Below are 18,205 nucleotides of genomic sequence, written 5' to 3' on the forward strand. Positions count from 1 at the left end.
TCATGTTCAAGCGACCCTCCATTCGGTACGGCAAGGCCGTCGAACCTGAAACGCCCTATCAGCGCGCCGCACAGGCCTGGGATGACCGTATCGGATCGGCCCGTATCCAGGCCCGCAACTGGCGGCTGATCGCTTTCGGCTGCCTCGCCGTCTCGGCGGGCCTCGCGGGCGGCCTCGTCTGGCAGGGCGCGCGCGGCACGATCACGCCATGGATCGTCGAGGTCGATAAAGTCGGCCAGGCCCAGACCGTCGCCCCGGCCAACGCCGACTATCGGCCGGGCGACCCCCAGATCGCTTTCCATCTCGCCCGCTTCATCGAACAGGTCCGCAGCATCCCCGCCGATCCGGTGATCGTGCGCGAGAATTGGCTGCGCGCCTATGACTTCACCACGGATCGGGGCGCGATGGCGCTTAATGATTATGCGCGCACGAACGATCCCTTCGCCAATATCGGCCGCATCCAGATCGCCACGGAAATCTCCAGTGTCATCCGGGCTTCGCCCGACAGCTTCCGGGTCGCCTGGGTCGAGCGCCGCTATCAGGACGGTAGCCTCGCCACCACCGAGCGCTGGTCGGCCATCCTGACCATCACTGTGCAGCCGCCCCGCGACCCGGAACGCCTGAAGAAGAATCCGCTCGGCGTCTACGTCAACGCTATCAACTGGTCGAAGGAGCTTGGCCAATGACTCTGTCCACACAGCGCCGCGATGCGCCTTTGCGTATCGGCGGCCTTTCGCTTCTCCTGATTTCCGTATCCACGCTCGGCGCCTGCGCTACCACATCGGCGAAGCCGCCCGCGATACGCTATGACGACGCGCCTGCGATCGCTGCGATCCCGACGCCCGCACCGGCAGCTCCCGTGGAAATAGTCACCATCCCTGAACCGTTGCCCTTGCCGGGCCAGTTGAAGCCGGTGGACGATGCCACGCCTGCACCCGAACAGGCTGATCCATCGGCCCGCGTCAATCAGGCCAATGCCGCCGCGCGGATGCAGCCGGTGCGCGATGGATTCATCAATGCGATCCAGGTCTATCCCTGGTCAGACGGCGCGCTCTATCAGGTCTATGCCGCGCCTGGACAGGTCACCGATATCGCCTTGCAAGAGGGCGAGCAGCTCGTCGGACCGGGGCCGGTCGCTGCCGGCGATACGGTGCGCTGGATCATCGGGGACACGGTGAGCGGCACGGGTGCGTCGGCGCGGGTTCATATCCTCGTCAAACCGACCCGGCCCGACCTCGCGACCAACCTCGTCATCAACACCGACCGGCGAACCTATCATATCGAACTGCGCGCCACCCGCTCGACCTGGATGGCGTCGGTCTCCTGGACCTATCCGCAGGATCGTCTCATTGCCTTGCGCGGGCAGAACATGTCTGCCGCAGGAGCGGCGTCCGTCGCCAGCGGTGTCGATATCGCCCGGCTTAATTTCCGCTACCGCATCGAGGGCTACGAAGCCCCGTGGCGCCCGCTCCGTGCCTTTGATGATGGCGCGCAGGTGTTCATCGAATTTCCTGCCGGGATCGCGCAGGGCGAAATGCCGCCATTGTTCGTGATCGGTCCGGAAGGCGGCGGCGAGCTGGTCAATTATCGTGTGAGCGAACGTCATATCATTGTCGATCGCCTGTTTGCGGCCGCCGAGCTTCGTCTCGGCGGCGAGCGGCAGCAGCGCGTTCGCATCGTGCGCGATGATAGGCGGACCCCACGCAGGAACCGGCGATGAGCAGTGATGAGAACCGGCTCTCGCCGATAGAAGGTCCTGAACGGGAGGAAGGCGCAGTGCTGCACGCAGCCCCACTGTCAGAGGCCGATCACGAGAACGAACCCGATAGCGGACCGGATGACGCCGCGGATACGCAAGCGCTTCGGGGACCGGAGCCACTGGCGGACCCTGCCGGGTTCCAACTACGCGGTGATGCGCCGCGTGTGATGCGCCTGTCGCGCAAGGCGATGGCGACGCTCGGAGCGGTCGGCGCGCTGGCTGTCTGCGGAGCGCTGACCTTCGCGCTGCAAAGCCGCGACAGAGCAGCGCCGGAGGAACTCTACAATACCGACAGCCGCGCGGTGACCGAGCAGGTCTCAATGGCGCCTCGCGACTATAGTGAATTGCCGCCTGGCGTGCCGCAACTCGGCGACCCACTTCCCGGCGACCTCGGCGGGCCGATCCTTGCCGCGCAGCAAGGCGACGGGACTGGCGACCCAACCGTGCCGCCGCCTGCCGGGGCGCAGGCGATGACGCCGGAGGAATTGGCGGCGCAGCGGGCCGCGCAAGAGCGTGAGGCGGCGCTGGCGAGCCGCTTGTTCCTCGGTGGTCAGGCAGGGAGCGGCGCAGCCGCGAGCGCCTCAAGTGGTGCAACGCCCGGTCTTGATCTCGCGGCGTTGGGCGCGGCCGTGCCCGCCGGGCCGGAGCAGGCAGACGGACCCAATATGCAGCGGGCGAAGCGTGAGTTCGTTGAACGCTCGCCCGAAAGCCGCACCGTCAACAGCGGTCAAGTGACGCCGCCGGTCTCGCCTCATGTCGTGCAGGCCGGCAGCGTCATCGCCGCTGCCCTCATCACCGGCATCAGCTCCGATCTTCCCGGCCAGGTCACCGCGCAGGTGACGCAGAGCGTCTATGACAGCCCGACAGGCCGAACCTTGCTCATTCCACAAGGCTCGCGACTTATCGGCAACTATGACGCGGAGGTCGCTTTCGGCCAGCGCCGGGTGCTGCTGGTGTGGGATCGCCTGATCCTGCCCGATGGCCGCTCGCTCATTCTCGATCGCCAGCCCGCAGGCGATCCCGCTGGCTATGCGGGGCTGGAGGATCGGGTCAATGAGCATTGGGGGGGCATCCTGCGCGCCGCCGGTCTTTCGACTTTGCTCAGCATCGGGGCGGAGTTGGGGACGGACTCCGAGGATGATATCGCCCGCGCCATTCGCGACGGCGGGCAGAACACGCTCAATCAGGCTGGACAGGAGATCGTCCGGCGCCAGCTCAACATCCAGCCTACGCTGACGGTGCGGCCCGGCTATCCGGTTCGCGTTCTGGTCAGCCGCGACCTGGTGCTTTCTCCCTGGAGACAAACACGATGACCAAACTCAAACTTGCCGATCTCGCGACGGACAAGCCGGTGCGCCTCACCATAGAACTGCCCGCTACGGTCCACCATGATCTTGAGGCCTATGGCCAAGTGCTTGCCGGCGACGGCTCCCAGCCTGTTCCGCCTGCGCGGCTGATTGCGCCAATGCTGGAGCGCTTCATGGCGACCGATCGGGCGTTCCGGCGCAATCGCAGCAAGACCGATTGAGGCAGGCCGATCATCGTCCCATAAATGCGTCGAACCGCTCCTTGCCTTCGGTCTCAACGATCGCGACCTCGGCATTGGCGCATTCCTGGCCGCGCACCGAGCCCGCAGCGCATTGCGCGACAAGCTCGCGTGCTTCCTCGATATTGGCCTCGAAATATTGCGTGCCGCGCGCCTCGCTGACGGTCGGGGTCAGGCCTGCACCCTGACTGGTGGCGCTGGGTGCGACGACCGGCAGAATGACGGGCCGCAGCGTAAAGCCCGACCCCGAAGCCGATCGCAAGCGCCGCAATTGCGATGAAGATCGTCTTGCCATTCATGTTGCTCACTCCTTCGATCAGGTGATCGGAAATGGCGCGTGGGCCCCGTTTTCGTGTCTCAGGTTTCGGGATAGCGTTCGCGGATCAGGCCTAGGAACCGCCGCAGCGCCGGGCTGCTGTCGGTACTGCGCCAATAGCAGCCATAGTCGATGCGGGCCTGACCGGTCGTTTCATGCACCTCGCGGAAGACGATGCCGGGATGCTGGAAGCCCAGCGCCGATTCCGACACCAGCGTCAGGAACCAGCCAGCGGACACCATCGCCACCACATTCTCGCGGCTAACATCCTGGGTCTCGACTTCGGGTTCATAGCCGGGCTCCGCGAGCCGGGCGCGCAGGAGTCGCATCAGGTCGGGGCCAGGGTCTTGGGTTCCCAGAACGAATGTCTCTCGGCGCAGATCGTGCCAATAGACGCGCTCAGCCTCGGCGAGCGGATGACCTTCGGGCAAAGCCACCATCACCCGCTCCGACCAGAGCGAGCGGCGTTTGATTGCCGGGTCGGCGAGATCTCCGGTCACGACGGCCAGATCGATCACGCCGGCATGAAGAGCATGGTGGAGAAAATCCCGGTCGCGCTCGACGCCATTCAGCCGAACATCAGGGAAACGCCGCTGAAACTCGACAATGGCGAAGCGCAGGTCACCTGCGGTGAGCGAACTGCAAAAGCCGATGGTGAGTTCGCCAGCATCGCCATTTCGGATCGCCCGCGCGCGACTCTTGAGATTATCAACCTCGGTCAATATCCGCCGGGCGGCGTCAATGATTGGAATACCTGCGGGCGTGAGAATTGCACCGCGCGTTTGTCGTTCGAACAGCTTTAGACCCAAGCGATGCTCTAGATTCAATACATTACGGCTGAGGGTCGCCTGCTTGATATTTAAAAAGGAAGCAGCCTTTGAAAAACTCATCATATCTGCTGCGAGTACCGCGTAACGCAGCTGTTTGGTTTCAAGCGGCATGAACGGCCTTCTTTAAGGTTATTCGAACGGGGATGTTTTGCAATTTGATTGTCCATCATCGCGTCGTTGATCATAAGAAAGCGCGAGTCTGCCCTCACGTGAATTCGGGCGTTCGAGCACGCGACAATCTTCTCGAGTCCGCCCCGATCAAGCCAGGTCGACTCCATGTCGCTCAGACAGCGTCAATGGAATCCGGCAGATCTGACAAAGCATAGCCTGCGTGGCAGACGGATGGTTCATTGTTCAGTATTCCTCGGCCGAATTGAAATTCGGGTCGAGAACTTAGGCACCGCCACTGTCCCGATAAGCGAGCAGCCGCAGCGCGTTGAACACCACCAGCAAGGTCGACCCTTCGTGCACAGCTACAGCAGGGCCAATGCCAAGCCCCAGAATAGTCGCTGGTACGAGGAAGGCGACGATCCCGAGGCTCACGAACACATTCTGGCGGATCACCGATCGCGTTGTGCGGCTAAGACCAACCGCGAACGGCAAATGCGAGAGATCGTCCGCCATAAGTGCGACGTCGGCCGTCTCCAGCGCCACGTCAGAACCCGCTGCTCCCATCGCTACGCCAACTGTCGCCGTCGCCATGGCGGGCGCGTCATTGACGCCATCGCCAACCATAGCAACCTTGGTTTCGGCGCGCAGCTTCTTGATCGCTTCTACCTTATCCTCCGGCATGAGATCGCCCCATGCCTCGTCGATCCCCACTTCGCGCGCGATCGCTTCGGCCGCCCGTTGATGGTCGCCGGAGATCATGATCATCCGCTTGATGCCGATGTCGTGCAGCCGCTTAAGTGCGACGATCGCCGTCTCGCGCGGCGTGTCGAGCAGGCCGATCGCGCCAAGATCACGGCCATCGCGCTGCACGACCATGCTGGTCTGCCCGCCTTCGCGCAATTGCTCGACGGCCTCAGCCAGCGCCGGGGACAGCGGCGGGATGCCATCGGCGCCGAACATGCCCGGCTTGCCGATTAGGACTTCATTTTCCCCGACCACGGCCGAGACGCCGCGCCCCGTGAGGCTTTTCAGGCTCTCCGCCTTTGGAACCGGATAGTCCCCGACATGATCGCGCCCATCGCGCGCGATCGCCTGCGCCAGCGGATGATCGCTCAGGCTTTCGACCGCCACCGCGATCGCCATCAGTTCCTGCTTGTCCACGCCCGGCGCGGTGATGATTTGCTGGATGCGCGGCTCGCCCTTGGTGAGCGTGCCGGTCTTGTCGAACGCGATCGCATCGAGCGAGCCGAGCAGTTCGAGCGGGGCGCCGCCCTTGACGAGGACACCGCCACGCGCCGCGCGAGCGACGCCGGAGAGGACCGCGCTGGGGGTAGCGATGGCCAGCGCGCAGGGGCTTGCCGCCACCAGCACCGCCATCGAACGATAGAAGCTGTCGCGGAACGGTTCGTCGACCACGACCCAGGCGAACAGCAGCACGACCGCCAGAACAAGGACGAGCGGCACGAACACCCGCTCGAACCGATCGGTGAACCGTTGCGTCGGCGACTTCTGCGTCTCCGCCTCGCTCACCATCTTGACCACCTTGGCGAGCGTGCTTTCGCTCGACAGGCGGGTCACCTCAATCTCAATTAGGCCGCTGCCATTGATCGTGCCGGTAAACACCCGGCTCGCGGCATCGACCCGATCGGGATTGGCGCGGGCGGCCGCATCGTCCATGACAGGCTGCTTGTCGACCGGAATGCTCTCGCCCGTCACGGGGGCCTGGTTGATGGCGCTGGTGCCCTTGATGATGAAGCCGTCTGCCGCCACCCGTGCGTCGGGTTTTACGATCACGGTATCGCCGACCTTCAGCGCATCGACGGGGACTTCTTCTGTCGTGCCGTCGGCTCGCCGCACCGTGGCGGTGCGCGGCGCTAGTTCGGCCAGTGCCTCTATCGCCCGCTTGGCTCGGCCCATCGCATAGTGTTCGAGCGCATGCCCCAGACTGAACAGAAACAGCAGCAGCGCGCCTTCGGCGAACGCGCCAAGCGCCGCCGCGCCAGCGGCCGCGACCAGCATCAGCGTGTCGATCTCGAACTTGCGGCGTTTGAGATTGTCGATCGCCTCGCGCAGCGTGAAGAAGCCGCCGAAGAAGTAAGCCGCGACATAAAGCGCTGTCGGCAGCCAGAGGGGTACTCCGGCGACGAGTTTTTCGATCGCAAAGCCGATACCGAGCAAGGCTCCGCAGGCGAGCGCGAAGATCAGCTCGGTATTGGGGCCCAGAAATTCGCCATGATCATGATCATGGTTGGCATCTGTCTTCTTATCTTTCCCATCGCCCTCTGACGCGTGATCATGCCCGGCATGGGTCTCCTGTGCAGACAGAACAAGGGATCGCCGCCTGTGCTCGACACCCATGCCAGCAAGGGCGTCCTGAAGCTGGCGTTCGGTGATCTGTTCCAGATCGAACTCGATGCGAACCATGCCCGCGGCATTGGCATCGGCTTCGAGCACGCCAGGCAAGGCCCGCAGCTGCTCGTCCACGGATCGGGCCTTTCGCTGGTGCCGGATGCCTTTGACCGACCAGACGACATGACCGTATCGCTCTGCAATAGCCACGCCCGCTGCCTGCGCGATGTCGCGAATACGGGGAAGCGGCACCATGTCTGGATCGTAATGAATGCATAAGAGCGCCGGCTTTGCATCCTGCGCTGGAACGATATGCGCCTTTTCGATTCCCGGCCGTGCGGAGAGATTGGCGGTGAGGCGATGCACGCAGGCATCGGTCGCATCCGGAATCTCGGGAAGAATGAGCGGAATTTCGAGTTGGATCTGTTCGGTCATAAAATTTCCTCTGTTACGTCGATCTCGTTCAGCGCCCGCACCGGAAAAATGCCGCGGGGCTATGAGAGGTCACGGAGGTGGTCGTCCGTCCCGTTCCCGGCCAGGGCCGTCACGGTGGCACACCTGCGATCCGGTGTCGGGCCGTATGACCACGATCGATCCGCTCGAGATTGCGAGGTTCATGGTATCGCCAAAATAGGTAACACCGGCAGCGGGAGAGGTTAACCGCTCGGTTTTCCCATCCGGCAAGGAGACAAAATCGATCGTCAGGCCGTTGTCGACGAAATCTACCCGCACTTTCGTTCCGTTCCCGCATGTGAAAATATGCGTTCCGGCGAGAGGAAGCGGGCGATCTTCCTTGTCCAGGTTGCTGTCGGGCGAACATGCCGTGTTGGCGATCAGCGTGAACATACCGGCCAACAGCGCGACAGCGCGCCGCCGCTGGGGCCACCCTGAAAAGGGCACGCCACTGCGAGGCAGCGGCGTGCTATCTTTCGCCGTGAACGCTGGGGTGGGGCGTTCACGGCGCGGACCCTTCTCGCACAAGCACGCAAGGGGGGCATAGGCTTGTGGGGGGCCAATCCTCATGTCAGTCGAACAGCTCCTCGAAGAAGCTCTTGCGGCGGCGGCGCTTGTGATCGCCGTAACCGTAATTGCCTCTGTGGCTGTCGTGGCCGCGATCGTATCCTGCGCGCGACGGAGGGGGCGGAGGGGGAGCTGTTTCGACGGCACTGCGCTCTATGATCTTGTCGAGTTCGCCGCGATCGAGCCACACGCCGCGGCATTGCGGGCAATAGTCGATCTCGATGCCTTGCCGCTCGCTCATGACGAGATCGACCATGCAGACAGGACAGGGAAGCCCCTGCTTTGACGCGCGTTCTACCATGGGTAATTCCTTCTTTCCTGGGGAATGGGCGACGCGGTATGGAACAGCGCCGCATCGGGCTGCATATTTAGGGCGGGGATAAACGCCGTTCCGGTCATGGCGCGGCCTCCGCGCGCTGGTCGGCTTCGGCTCGCGCATCCTTCAGGATTTCGATCCCGCCCTTGATGGCGACGAACGCCGTCAACACGCCGACGATAAGATCCGGCCAATTGCCGCCGAGCCACAGCACCAGACCGCCCGCGACAAGGATGCCCCCGTTCGATATGAAATCGTTGAAGCTGAAGGTGGTCGCGGCGCGCAGCGCCACATCGGGCTTTTCCAGGCGCTGAAGCAGCCTAAGGCAGATGTAGTTCACTGCGGCTGCGATGGCCGACATCGCCATCATGGCTGAACCGATCGGTTCGCTGCCATAGAGATAGCGGCGCCCGACATCGACGAGGATTCCGATGGCGAAGAGCAGCAGCATTGTTCCTGAAACCGTCGCTACGCGAGTTTTCCAAACAGCGCCGCGGCTCAGCGCGATGAGGCTCAGCAGATAGACAAGCGCATCGGAGAGATTATCGACGCCGTTGGCGATCAGCGCGCTGGAATCGCTGGCGAGGCCGACCAAGAAGAAGGCCGCGGAGATGCCGGCATTGAGGATCAGCACGATCCACAAGGTGCGCCGCTCGGTGGTGGCGGGGCGATCGCTTCTACCCATCATTAGCCCCTTTTTGTGTGTGGCGGGCGGCACGCGCGCGACGACGATGACGGTTGAGGTTGGTGCCCCCAGCGCGGTGCATTTCCTTTTTGAGGAAGCGGACGAATGCACCATCCTGGATGGCGAGAGTTTGCGTCAGCCCACGCCTGAACGGTACGGCTATGATGCGGCTGAAGAAGCCGTCGAAAGCGATCGAATGGCGGACCTGCGTGCCCGAAGCCAGCGACTCCAGTCTATAGGTCTCTTCGAGTACCGCGATGCCACCAATCCCCACGGTCCACGAGAAAAGGTCCGGCTTTTCGGAAGCGGTAATCGTCGCCTCCGCCTTTATGCGATATTCTCCCTTATAGAGGGCGTAGCTCAACGGAATGCGTTGTTCGGGCGTCATCGCGTCCGTCTCGAAACGATAGTTCGGATGCCAGAATGCATAGGCGCCGAAATCGGCGAGATGGGACCAGACCCGGATGGGGGCCATGTTGATGGTAAAACTTGTTTCTGCCTTCATCGGCTGTGTGACCTTTCACACGGGTCGCCTGAGGACAGGACGATCGCTCAGATGCGATCGTGGCTGCCTCCGGCTACCGGAACGGATGGGCTGTCGGTCGCAGCTTTTCCTTTTGGCGCCGCGTCGCGACCGGCGCGATACTCGACGCGGATCGAACGAAGCCTGTCGGCCGGAACCGCCGGGACCAACACACTGAAGCGGGCCGAGCGGCGAACCCGTCCCGACAGGCTGCCGGTCCAACGGGTATCGACGCTGGCGGGCTGATGGCGATCTTCCATCTCGGCGGTGACATGCAGATGTCCCCCGAGCGCCGGCTTGCTCATCCCGGTTCTGCGGACCTGTCCGGTGACAAGGACTCCCTCCTTGCCGGGATAGGCCCGCACCCAGAATACTTCCATCCGCTCGTCGGGCACGACCTTGATGCCAGCCTGGAGTGGTGGGGCCGAAGCGCAACCAACAAGGAGAGCCATCCCGGCAGCAAGCGGCAAGACCGCCCACTGCCGGGACGAACGCGCGGCCATAAAGCCCACGCGCCTGTCGCCTATGCTCATGTATGCGCCTCGGAAAGACCGCCATCACCGCCTTCAGGCTCCTCCGGGACAAGCTCACGGGGTTCGTCGCCAATCCGATGCCCATAACGGGCATAGAGCGTTGGAAGGACGAACAAGGTGAGCAGCGTCGCGGAGATGAGGCCGCCGATGACGACCGTCGCAAGCGGCTTTTGCACCTCGGCCCCCGATCCCGTGGCGAGCGCCATGGGAACAAACCCAAGACTGGCCACCAGAGCGGTCATGACCACCGGACGCAGGCGCATCATGGCGCCTTCATAAGCGGCCTTCGCCCGATCCATGCCATCTTCCATCAGCGCCTGGATCGAGGTCACCATCACAAGGCCGTTCAGCACCGCGATGCCGGACAGGGCGATGAAGCCCACCGCCGCCGATATGGAGAAGGGCATTCCTCGAAGGAACAATGCGAGGACGCCACCAACAAGCGCCAGCGGCACTCCGGTGAACACGATCGCGGCATCGCGTACGCTTCCCAACGCCCCGTAGAGCAGCAGAATAATCAAGGCGAAGCACGCAGGCACGACCAGCATCAGCCGTTCGCTGGCGGAACGCAGGTTCTCGAACTGGCCACCCCAGTCGAGATACTGACCCGCGGGCAGGCGGACCTCCTTGTCGATCATCTCCTGCGCGTCGGCAACTACGCCGGCGACATCGCGGCCGCGCACATTGGCTTGCACCACGACCCGCCGCTTGCCGTTCTCGCGGCTGATCTGGTTGGGGCCATCGGTGACGCCGATATCGGCAACGCTCTGGAGCGGGACGAACCCGCCGCCCGGCAGCGGCACCGGAACCTGCGCCAGCGTCTGTAGATCGGCTCTTGCCGCATCCGACAAACGGATGGTGACGGCAAAGCGCCGGTCGCCTTCGAAGATCATCCCGGAATCGCGCCCGCCGATCGCGGCGGAGACGGTATCCTGGACGGTCTGCGCAGTGATACCGAGCCGTGACATGGCGTCCCTGTTCGGGCGGATGTCGAGCATCGGCAGTCCTTGCGTCTGTTCGACGCGAACGTCGGCGGCGCCTTCGGTCTTGCGCAGAACAGCCGCGATCTGATTCGCGGTTGCGTTCATACTGTCGAAGTCGTCGCCGAACACCTTGATCGCAACATCGCCGCGCACGCCGGCGATAAGTTCGTTGAAACGCATCTGGATCGGCTGGCTGATCTCGAACGCACCGCCAGGAATGCCTTCCAGTACCTTTTCGACCTTGGCGACCAGATCCGCCTTGGTCAGGCTCTTGTCGGGCCACTCCTTCTTCGGTTTCATAATAATAAAAGTGTCAGAGATGTTGGGCGGCATCGGATCTGAAGCCAGTTCCGCCGTACCCGTCTTCGAGAAGACGAAGCGAACCTCCGGCAGCTTACCAAGTTCCTTTTCAATCCGTGACTGCATCGCCTGGCTCTGATCGACTGAGGTGCCCGGCACACGCAGGACTTGCGCGGTCAAGTCGCCTTCGTCGAGCTGCGGCAGGAACTCCTGGCCAAGGAAGGAGAAGGTCAGGATTGCGGCGAGGAACGCGCCGATGCCGACACCCATGGTCAGCGTCGGGCGCTTCATCGCCTTATCGAGACCTGGCTCATATTTGCGTTTGAGCCAGGACATGATGCGGCCTTCCTTCTCCTCGACTGGCTTTGACAGCCAGATGGCGAGCATCGCCGGCACGAAGGTGAGCGAAAGCACAAAGGCGCAAGCCAGCGCGATGATGACGGTGAGCGCCATCGGCGAGAAGGTCTTGCCCTCGACCCCCGAAAGGGTGAGCATCGGTACATAGACGAGGATGATGATAGCCTGGCCGAATACGGTCGGGCGGATCATCTCACGCGCGGCGCGCGCAACCGAATTGAGCCGTTCGTCAAGCGTCAGGTTGCGGCCCAGATGATGCTGTCGTTCCGATATGCGCCGGAGCGCGTTTTCCACGATGATGACCGCGCCGTCGACGATGAGGCCGAAATCCAGTGCGCCAAGACTCATGAGGTTGGCCGAGACGCCGCCCTGCAACATCCCGAAACTGGTCATCAGCATGGTGATCGGAATCACCAGCGCCGCGATCAGCGCCGCCCGGAAATTGCCCAGCAGGAGGAATAGCACGACGATGACAAGCAAGGCGCCTTCGGAGAGGTTCTTCGCAACCGTCTTGATTGTCGAGTTAACGAGCGCGGTGCGGTCCAGCACTGGCTGGATCACCACGTCGGTCGGCATCGAGGCGTTGACCTCATCGAGCCGTTCCGCGACCGCGGATGCCACCGTTCGGCTGTTCTCACCGATCCGCATGATGGCGGTGCCGACGACGACTTCCTCGCCATTCTCCGATGCCGAGCCTTGCCGGATGGCCTGACCGAGACGCACCTGCGCCACGGAATCAAGCCGGATCGGCGTGCCTTCGCGCGTCGCGATGACGGTTGCGGCCAGTTCGCCGATATTGCGAATGCGCGCGTCCGAGCGAACCGCGAGGCCTTCACCACCACGATCGACAATACCGGCGCCGACCCCGACGTTGTTGGCTTCGAGCGCCTGCGCCAGATCGGTCAGGTTCATGCCGAGCGCCGCGAGCCGCTGCGTGTCGGGAATGACCTGGAACTGCTTCACATAGCCACCGATGGAATCGACGCCAGCAAGACCTTGCGTATTTTTCAGGAGTGGCGCGACGATCCAGTCCTGCACGGTCCGCAGATAGGTCGCTTTGTCCGCTTCGCTGACGAGCCGGTCGCCTTCCGGCGTGATATAACTGCCATCAGGCTGAAGCCCCGGTTGTCCCGGCTTGTGCTGGTCGCCCTCGCGATGTTCGAGATGGACCGTCCACATATAGACTTCGCCAAGACCCGTGGCGATTGGCCCCATGGTGGGCGTTGCCCCATCGGGCAGGCTTTCTTCCGCCACTCGCAATCGTTCGGCCACCTGTTGCCGCGCGAAGTAGATATCGGTCTTTTCCGAGAAGACCGCCGTGACTTGCGCAAACCCGTTGCGGCTGAGCGAGCGGGTATATTCAAGGCCCGGCACACCCGCGAGCGCGGTCTCGATAGGGAATGCCACCTGTTTCTCGACCAGTTCCGGCGAGAGGGCGGGCGCGACGATATTGACCTGAACCTGATTGTTGGTGATGTCGGGAACGGCGTCGATCGGCAGGCGCGACAGCGCCCAGCCTCCGATCACCATGGCGATGAGCGTCATGAGCAGCACGAACCAGCGCCGCTCGACGGCGAATGTGACGATTTTGTCGATCATGGTTTAATGTCCATGCTCCGCTTCGCCCTTGCCGAGTTCGGCCTTGAGCGTGAAACTGTTCTTGCCTGCGATCTGTTCGCCGCCCTTGAGTCCGGACGTCACGACGATATTGTCGCCGCTTGGACTGCCGAGCGTGACAGGAACCGCCTGGAACCCGTGATCGGTGCGCACGAAAACGGTGGACCGCCCTTCGACGGTCTGCACCGCGCTTTGCGGCACCAGGACTGAGGCCGCGCTGCCACCGGTATCGCCGGCAAGCCGGATCGAGGCGGTGACCGGCTCGCCGACGCGCCATTGGCTCGATCGGTTGTCGATCAGGGCAATCACCGTGGCCAGACGCGTGGTCTCATCGAGGATCGGGGAGACGAAATCGACCTTCGCCACCGATCGGCGGTCGCCGGATACGATCTCGATCTCTGAGCCAGGCCGAACCTTGCCGGCATCGGCAGGCGATAGCGCCAGAGTAACGGCCACGCGCGAGAGGTTCGCCACACGGAACAGCTCCGCATCGGCCGCGACTGTCTGACCCAGCGTCACGCTGCGGCCGACCACCTGGCCAGAAAGCGGCGCAGTGATGGCGATGCGGTTGAGCGCGCCGCCACCGCCGCCGGCTGCGGCAACTTGTTGCTGTGCAAGACGCAGCGCAATGCGCGCCTCAGTCGCCGCCGTTCGCGCGGCAATGAGGTCCTGCTCGGGCGAGACCTTCTGATCGAACAAGCGCTGCTCGCGGCGCAGGTTGGATTCCGCGAGAGACAAGCGCGCACGCGAGGCTTCGATCTCGGCATTAAGCGAGGCGGCTTCGCGGCTTTCGATAATCGCGAGCGGCTGTCCCCGGCCAACCGTCTGGCCGAGATTGCGCGTGAGCGAGACCACACGCCCACCGATCGCGGCTGATACAACCTGCATACCCTGCGGATCACCCTCAATCGTTGCAGGCAGCGTGAGCGCGCCGCCGCCGCTCTGGATGGCACGAACAAGTTCAATGCCGGCGGCCTTGATTTGCTCTGCCGTCAGATCGATCTCGCCCTCTTCATCCTCATGTCCGGCTTCTTCACCGGCCGCCGCATTCTCGGTTGCCTCGTTTTTCTCCGGAGCGGGATCGCCCCCAGAGCAGCCTGCCATCAGCAGGGCGGCAAACGTCAGCGGCAACGCCGCTTTGTAGATGGTCTTCATGATCAGTTCCCCTCAAGGTCGGGCGCGCGCACGGTGAGCCGTTCGAGCTGCGCCTGGGCGTTGTGGTAATTAAGCAGCGCGTCGATCGCAGCGAGCCGGGTCTCGGCGAGCGTGCGTTCCGCATCGAGCAATTCGAGCTGTCCGAACTTGCCCTCGCGGTAGCCGATCCGGGCGATGCGGGCGGCTTCTTCGGCCGCGGCTAATGCCGGCCCCTTCGCGGTGACGGCGGAGGTCGACGCATTGGCCGCCTCGGCCTGCGCGCGGGCGATCGCCTGATCGACTTCCAGCGCGGTCACACGCTTCTGCGCCTCGGCCCGAAGACGCTCAGACGAGGCCTGATCGACCGCAGCCTTGCCATTGTTGAACAGGGGCAGCGGGATCGTCAGGCTGAACAGCGCTGCGGTATCGCCGGTCTCGCGCATATAACGCGCGCCCGCGCCGACGGTCAGATCGGGAACCCGCTGGGAGCGGGCGAGACGGACGCCCGCGTCGGCCACCGCCAGGTCCGCTTCGGCCGCCGCCATAGCCAGAGTACCGGTGCTGTCGATCTCGCGAAGCGGGCCATAGTTAGAGCGGACGCCCGTAAACCAGTTGGTGTCGAGGGCGCCCGACACAGGTTGCCCGATCAGTCTCGACAGGGAAAATCGCGACACCTCGACGAGGCGCTGGGCCCGCTCGACATCGGCATCAGCGTTGATGCGGGCGACATCGGCGCGCTGCATGTCGATGGGCGAAGCACGTCCAGCCTGCACCCGCACCTGTGCTGCCCGAAACCCCTCGGCAGCGATCCGGGCCTGGTCATTTGCGGTTACCAGCCGCTGCTGCGCAGCAGCAGCCTCCGCATAGGCCTGAATAACGTTGAAGCGCAGATCGGCCTGGGTGATCGCAGCCTGTACCGCGACACGCCGCGAGCGCGCATCGGCGACGCCGATCCGGGCCGAGCGCTTGCCGCCGAGTTCGATCGGCAAGGCGAAGGATGTTGTCGTCTCGAGGCTTTGCGTTCCCCGGTAAGGGCCGCTTCCCGCGACATTCTCGGCTTCCACCGAGATACTGGGATTGGGACGCAGGCCCGCGACCGTCCGCGCGGCCGCAGCGGCGTTGATGTCGGCCTCAGCCGCATCGAGTGACGGTGCCGAGGCACCGGCCATGGAGAGAGCCTGGTCAAGGCTAAGCGTCGCGCCCACCTCTACTACAGGCGGCGGCGCGCTTTGCGCCTGCGCGATAGTCGCGCAGGACGCCGCGGCCAGCATGGCCGCGATCAATCGGTACATAGTTGGATATCCTGAACAGAGACGTCAAAACATCCGCGCCTGACGGGATCAGGGCGTGGACAGAGTTACGACTTGTTCAGACGATAGGAGGGCGCAGGTCCGGGCCAGCGTGGCGCACTCTGTGCCCTGCGACTCGTGAAGTCGGATAGTCATCCGTGGGCAACGCCAGGAGCGATGAGACAGCGTGATCGCCGAGGAGGAAATGGGAAGCGCTATGGCATCCATGATGGTGCATCACGCCGGGATCAGTGTCCCCAGGTGACGACTTTTCGCTATTTTCCGTGTGAACTGTACCAGAGCATTCCAGCATGACCATGCCGGGGAGTTCCTGCGCATGCACGGTCGTGGTCACCGTCAGCGACGCGACCACCAGCCAGATGAGGAGGAACCCTTTGCGGAGCATGGTGAGCCGCATAGCCTATGTTACCCCCGGTGTCATCGCCAAAGTGGAGGAGGTATGAATATATTCAAAGATATTCACTTTATATCCTCCATAATTTGTATCGCGCACTTCACATCAAAGCGATAGATAAGATGATTAGTAGACAAGATTGGATATGATACTACGTATCATCCAATTTTTTCTAAAATATATGGATTTCATCTCAATGTATTAGCGAGAGTACCTCTCGCGCTTCTCCAGGCCGGGATGGCTTCGGACAGAACACGCCAGGCGGACCGCAGGAAAATAAGAGCAATGAGTGCCCCGACTAAAATATCGGGCCATGCCGATCCTATCAGGCCGACGAACCCAGCAGCAACAAGGACGCCGATGTTGGATGCGACGTCGTTGCGCGAGCATTCAAAAGTGCTCGACATATTCACATTGGCGGTGCGGAAGCGCCACAGCAGCGCCAGGCAGACAAGGTTGGCAACGAGCGCCATTGCGCCGAAGGTCAGCATCAGGCTCGACGATGGCGGCACGCCGTTCACGATCTTGTTCGCGATCTCGATGATGATCGCGATGCCGAAAGCGAGGATGATACCGCCCTTGGCGATCGCGGCTCCGGCTTCCCAGCGCGCGCCCCGATGCAGCGCATAGAGACTGAGGGTATAGACGAAGGCATCGCCCAGCATGTCGACGGAATCGGCCATCAAAGCCGATGATCGCGCGAGAAGGCCCCCACCGAACTCGACGGCGAACATCGCGAGGTTGATGACCATGACGATGACCAGAATCCGGCGCTGATCCTTCTTGCGCGCCAGTTCCGTGAGGGTCTCACCCTTTTTCGAGCAGCAGTGGTCAGCCATGGTTCAAACCCGGTTCGATCGAATATGGCATCGACATATGCACCCTGAAGTCACTATAGGGTCAAGGATGAAAATCGGTGATCTTGCCAGGCTCACGGGCACCCGCGTTGAGACCATCCGCTTCTACGAAAAGGAAGGACTGATTTCGTCGCAGAGGCGGACTAGCGGCAACTACCGCATCTATCAGCAGGAGCATCTCAACCGGCTTTCCTTCATTCGTCGATCTCGCGACCTCGGCTTTACGCTCGGTCAAGTGCGCACACTGCTGGACCTCGCCGACGATAATTCCCGTTCGTGCGCGGCGGTTGACGAGATAACGCGCGACCAACTGCAATTCGTGGAACAGAAGATTCAAGACCTGAATGCGCTTAAATACGAGTTGTCCAACCTGCTCAACCAGTGCCGTCAGGGCACGATTGCCGACTGCCGGATAATTGATGCATTAGCGCCGAGCCGCAAATGCGATAGGACGATCGGAATGATCGAGCCTGCTACAAAAGCAATTCAGGCCTCGCGGCGGAGATAGTTCGAGAGAGTCGAACGTCGAGGGTTGTGTTGGGGCATCATTTGTTGAACCGGAACCCGATGGTGAAGGACAGGTCGCGATCCTGTATTTCTTCGGGCGGAGCTGGAAACGGGCTGACGCTCCGTAATGTTCTGAGCGCGAGGCGGTCGATCATCCTGTTGCCGCTCGAACGCGCGATGTCCGCGTCGACGATCGCGCCGTTCGCATCAAGCGTGAAACGCAGTGTCGCTTCGCCGGACAGGTGCATGCCATCGGGTCGGCGCGCCATCACTCGCCGCCACAGCATGAACTGGTAGCTGTTCCATACAGGATCGGCGGTCTGCGGACTTTCTGCGGGAGGGACCGAAAGTTGGGCGACCGATATTGATGGGCTGACCTGCGGTCGCGACGGCAAAAGCACAGCCGGAAGCTTCGTCTCCTCTGCGTCATGGCCGTTTGTCGGCACGGAATGCGCGGGTGTTGATGGTACATCCGTATTTTGCGTCACAGGTGCCGCCCCATGCGACGCTGGCGTTTCAAGATTTTCCGATTTGTCCGGCATCGCGGGATCGTTAGGCAGGCTGAACAGATTGATCCGGCTTGCGTCCGAAACCGGAAGGCGAGATGGTAGGCCGGTCAATCCCAACGCCAGTCCCGCCACGAGCAGTCCGGTTAGCAGCAGCGACGCGCTTGCGCCAACCAGCCTCGCTCGAAGGTGCGCGCCGCCTTGGCCGGGATATACGAAATATCCCGGCCCTATTGCCTGACAGGATGGTCG

General features: G+C 62.8%; 18 protein-coding genes. 5 read left to right on the forward strand and 13 right to left on the reverse strand.

From position 1 onward, the window contains the following. Positions 1-2: 2 nt before the first annotated feature. Genes trbF through EGO55_RS09085 form a run of 4 tightly spaced genes read left to right on the forward strand, consistent with a single transcriptional unit; the run spans position 3 to position 3,287 of the window. Positions 3-686 carry a conjugal transfer protein TrbF gene (gene trbF / locus EGO55_RS09070; RefSeq protein WP_021689739.1) on the forward strand — a complete coding sequence of 228 codons (684 nt, stop codon included), beginning with the start codon at positions 3-5 and terminating at the stop codon, positions 684-686. After that, a complete protein-coding gene (gene trbG / locus EGO55_RS09075; protein WP_021689738.1) occupies positions 683-1,720 on the forward strand; it encodes a P-type conjugative transfer protein TrbG in 1,038 nt (345 codons plus the stop codon). Before trbF ends, trbG begins: the two co-directional genes overlap by 4 nt. Next, positions 1,717-3,072: a TraB/TrbI/VirB10 family type IV secretion system protein gene (locus tag EGO55_RS09080; protein WP_021689737.1), complete on the forward strand. Its 1,356-nt coding sequence runs from the start codon at positions 1,717-1,719 to the stop codon at positions 3,070-3,072. The genes trbG and EGO55_RS09080 overlap by 4 nt, the downstream gene beginning before the upstream one ends. Then, the gene (locus tag EGO55_RS09085) at positions 3,069-3,287 is read left to right on the forward strand and encodes a DUF2274 domain-containing protein (RefSeq protein ID WP_021689736.1); all 219 of its coding nucleotides are present in this window, start codon (positions 3,069-3,071) and stop codon (positions 3,285-3,287) included. Before EGO55_RS09080 ends, EGO55_RS09085 begins: the two co-directional genes overlap by 4 nt. A gap of 10 nt (positions 3,288-3,297) precedes the next feature. Here EGO55_RS09085 and EGO55_RS09090 read toward each other — a convergent pair whose 3' ends face one another. The 12 genes from EGO55_RS09090 to EGO55_RS09145 all read right to left on the reverse strand — a co-directional run bounded on the left by EGO55_RS09090 (position 3,298) and on the right by EGO55_RS09145 (position 16,922). Then, on the reverse strand, positions 3,298-3,600 hold the full coding sequence (locus EGO55_RS09090; protein ID WP_021689735.1) for a hypothetical protein: 303 nt from the start codon (positions 3,598-3,600) through the stop codon (positions 3,298-3,300). 62 nt (positions 3,601-3,662) lie between these two features. Next, the gene (locus tag EGO55_RS09095) at positions 3,663-4,562 is read right to left on the reverse strand and encodes a LysR family transcriptional regulator (protein WP_021689734.1); all 900 of its coding nucleotides are present in this window, start codon (positions 4,560-4,562) and stop codon (positions 3,663-3,665) included. 282 nt (positions 4,563-4,844) lie between these two features. After that, entirely contained in the window at positions 4,845-7,346 is a 2,502-nt protein-coding gene (locus tag EGO55_RS09100; RefSeq protein ID WP_021689733.1) for a heavy metal translocating P-type ATPase, read from the reverse strand. 69 nt (positions 7,347-7,415) lie between these two features. Further along, positions 7,416-7,766: a hypothetical protein gene (locus EGO55_RS09105; protein ID WP_124916754.1), complete on the reverse strand. Its 351-nt coding sequence runs from the start codon at positions 7,764-7,766 to the stop codon at positions 7,416-7,418. 169 nt (positions 7,767-7,935) lie between these two features. Further along, on the reverse strand, positions 7,936-8,232 hold the full coding sequence (locus EGO55_RS09110; RefSeq protein ID WP_021689731.1) for a TFIIB-type zinc ribbon-containing protein: 297 nt from the start codon (positions 8,230-8,232) through the stop codon (positions 7,936-7,938). A gap of 94 nt (positions 8,233-8,326) precedes the next feature. Beyond that, positions 8,327-8,935, reverse strand: coding sequence for a cation efflux transmembrane domain-containing protein (locus EGO55_RS09115; RefSeq protein WP_040715247.1), 609 nt, complete (start codon positions 8,933-8,935; stop codon positions 8,327-8,329). Beyond that, entirely contained in the window at positions 8,925-9,437 is a 513-nt protein-coding gene (locus tag EGO55_RS09120) for an SRPBCC family protein (RefSeq protein WP_021689729.1), read from the reverse strand. Before EGO55_RS09120 ends, EGO55_RS09115 begins: the two co-directional genes overlap by 11 nt. Before the next feature lie 47 nt (positions 9,438-9,484). After that, positions 9,485-9,988, reverse strand: coding sequence for a hypothetical protein (locus EGO55_RS09125; RefSeq protein ID WP_021689728.1), 504 nt, complete (start codon positions 9,986-9,988; stop codon positions 9,485-9,487). Then, a complete protein-coding gene (locus EGO55_RS09130) occupies positions 9,985-13,227 on the reverse strand; it encodes an efflux RND transporter permease subunit (RefSeq protein WP_021689727.1) in 3,243 nt (1,080 codons plus the stop codon). The genes EGO55_RS09125 and EGO55_RS09130 overlap by 4 nt, the downstream gene beginning before the upstream one ends. A gap of 3 nt (positions 13,228-13,230) precedes the next feature. After that, a complete protein-coding gene (locus EGO55_RS09135; protein WP_021689726.1) occupies positions 13,231-14,400 on the reverse strand; it encodes an efflux RND transporter periplasmic adaptor subunit in 1,170 nt (389 codons plus the stop codon). 2 nt (positions 14,401-14,402) lie between these two features. Next, positions 14,403-15,671, reverse strand: coding sequence for a TolC family protein (locus EGO55_RS09140; protein WP_021689725.1), 1,269 nt, complete (start codon positions 15,669-15,671; stop codon positions 14,403-14,405). 600 nt (positions 15,672-16,271) lie between these two features. Further along, positions 16,272-16,922, reverse strand: coding sequence for a cation efflux transmembrane domain-containing protein (locus tag EGO55_RS09145; protein WP_021689723.1), 651 nt, complete (start codon positions 16,920-16,922; stop codon positions 16,272-16,274). 67 nt (positions 16,923-16,989) lie between these two features. Between EGO55_RS09145 and EGO55_RS09150 the strand changes: the two genes are divergently transcribed. Further along, positions 16,990-17,448, forward strand: coding sequence for a MerR family transcriptional regulator (locus EGO55_RS09150; RefSeq protein WP_021689722.1), 459 nt, complete (start codon positions 16,990-16,992; stop codon positions 17,446-17,448). Between the two features lie 37 nt (positions 17,449-17,485). Here EGO55_RS09150 and EGO55_RS20960 read toward each other — a convergent pair whose 3' ends face one another. Further along, the gene (locus EGO55_RS20960) at positions 17,486-18,067 is read right to left on the reverse strand and encodes an energy transducer TonB family protein (protein ID WP_210766685.1); all 582 of its coding nucleotides are present in this window, start codon (positions 18,065-18,067) and stop codon (positions 17,486-17,488) included. Between the last annotated feature and the right edge of the window lie 138 nt (positions 18,068-18,205).

Source organism: Caenibius tardaugens NBRC 16725 (assembly GCF_003860345.1).
Lineage (GTDB): Bacteria > Pseudomonadota > Alphaproteobacteria > Sphingomonadales > Sphingomonadaceae > Caenibius > Caenibius tardaugens.

Excerpts from the sequence above, each read along its gene's own strand:
- EGO55_RS09145 (WP_021689723.1), bottom strand. The coding sequence starts at position 16,922 with ATGGCTGACCACTGCTGCTCGAAAAAGGGTGAGACCCTCACGGAACTG.
- EGO55_RS09115 (WP_040715247.1), bottom strand. The coding sequence starts at position 8,935 with ATGATGGGTAGAAGCGATCGCCCCGCCACCACCGAGCGGCGCACCTTG.
- EGO55_RS09090 (WP_021689735.1), bottom strand. The coding sequence starts at position 3,600 with ATGGCAAGACGATCTTCATCGCAATTGCGGCGCTTGCGATCGGCTTCG.
- EGO55_RS09100 (WP_021689733.1), bottom strand. The coding sequence starts at position 7,346 with ATGACCGAACAGATCCAACTCGAAATTCCGCTCATTCTTCCCGAGATT.
- EGO55_RS09095 (WP_021689734.1), bottom strand. The coding sequence starts at position 4,562 with ATGCCGCTTGAAACCAAACAGCTGCGTTACGCGGTACTCGCAGCAGAT.
- trbF (WP_021689739.1), top strand. The coding sequence starts at position 3 with ATGTTCAAGCGACCCTCCATTCGGTACGGCAAGGCCGTCGAACCTGAA.
- EGO55_RS09135 (WP_021689726.1), bottom strand. The coding sequence starts at position 14,400 with ATGAAGACCATCTACAAAGCGGCGTTGCCGCTGACGTTTGCCGCCCTG.
- EGO55_RS09085 (WP_021689736.1), top strand. The coding sequence starts at position 3,069 with ATGACCAAACTCAAACTTGCCGATCTCGCGACGGACAAGCCGGTGCGC.
- trbG (WP_021689738.1), top strand. The coding sequence starts at position 683 with ATGACTCTGTCCACACAGCGCCGCGATGCGCCTTTGCGTATCGGCGGC.
- EGO55_RS09130 (WP_021689727.1), bottom strand. The coding sequence starts at position 13,227 with ATGATCGACAAAATCGTCACATTCGCCGTCGAGCGGCGCTGGTTCGTG.
- EGO55_RS09110 (WP_021689731.1), bottom strand. The coding sequence starts at position 8,232 with ATGGTAGAACGCGCGTCAAAGCAGGGGCTTCCCTGTCCTGTCTGCATG.
- EGO55_RS09150 (WP_021689722.1), top strand. The coding sequence starts at position 16,990 with ATGAAAATCGGTGATCTTGCCAGGCTCACGGGCACCCGCGTTGAGACC.
- EGO55_RS09125 (WP_021689728.1), bottom strand. The coding sequence starts at position 9,988 with ATGAGCATAGGCGACAGGCGCGTGGGCTTTATGGCCGCGCGTTCGTCC.
- EGO55_RS09140 (WP_021689725.1), bottom strand. The coding sequence starts at position 15,671 with ATGTACCGATTGATCGCGGCCATGCTGGCCGCGGCGTCCTGCGCGACT.
- EGO55_RS09080 (WP_021689737.1), top strand. The coding sequence starts at position 1,717 with ATGAGCAGTGATGAGAACCGGCTCTCGCCGATAGAAGGTCCTGAACGG.
- EGO55_RS09120 (WP_021689729.1), bottom strand. The coding sequence starts at position 9,437 with ATGAAGGCAGAAACAAGTTTTACCATCAACATGGCCCCCATCCGGGTC.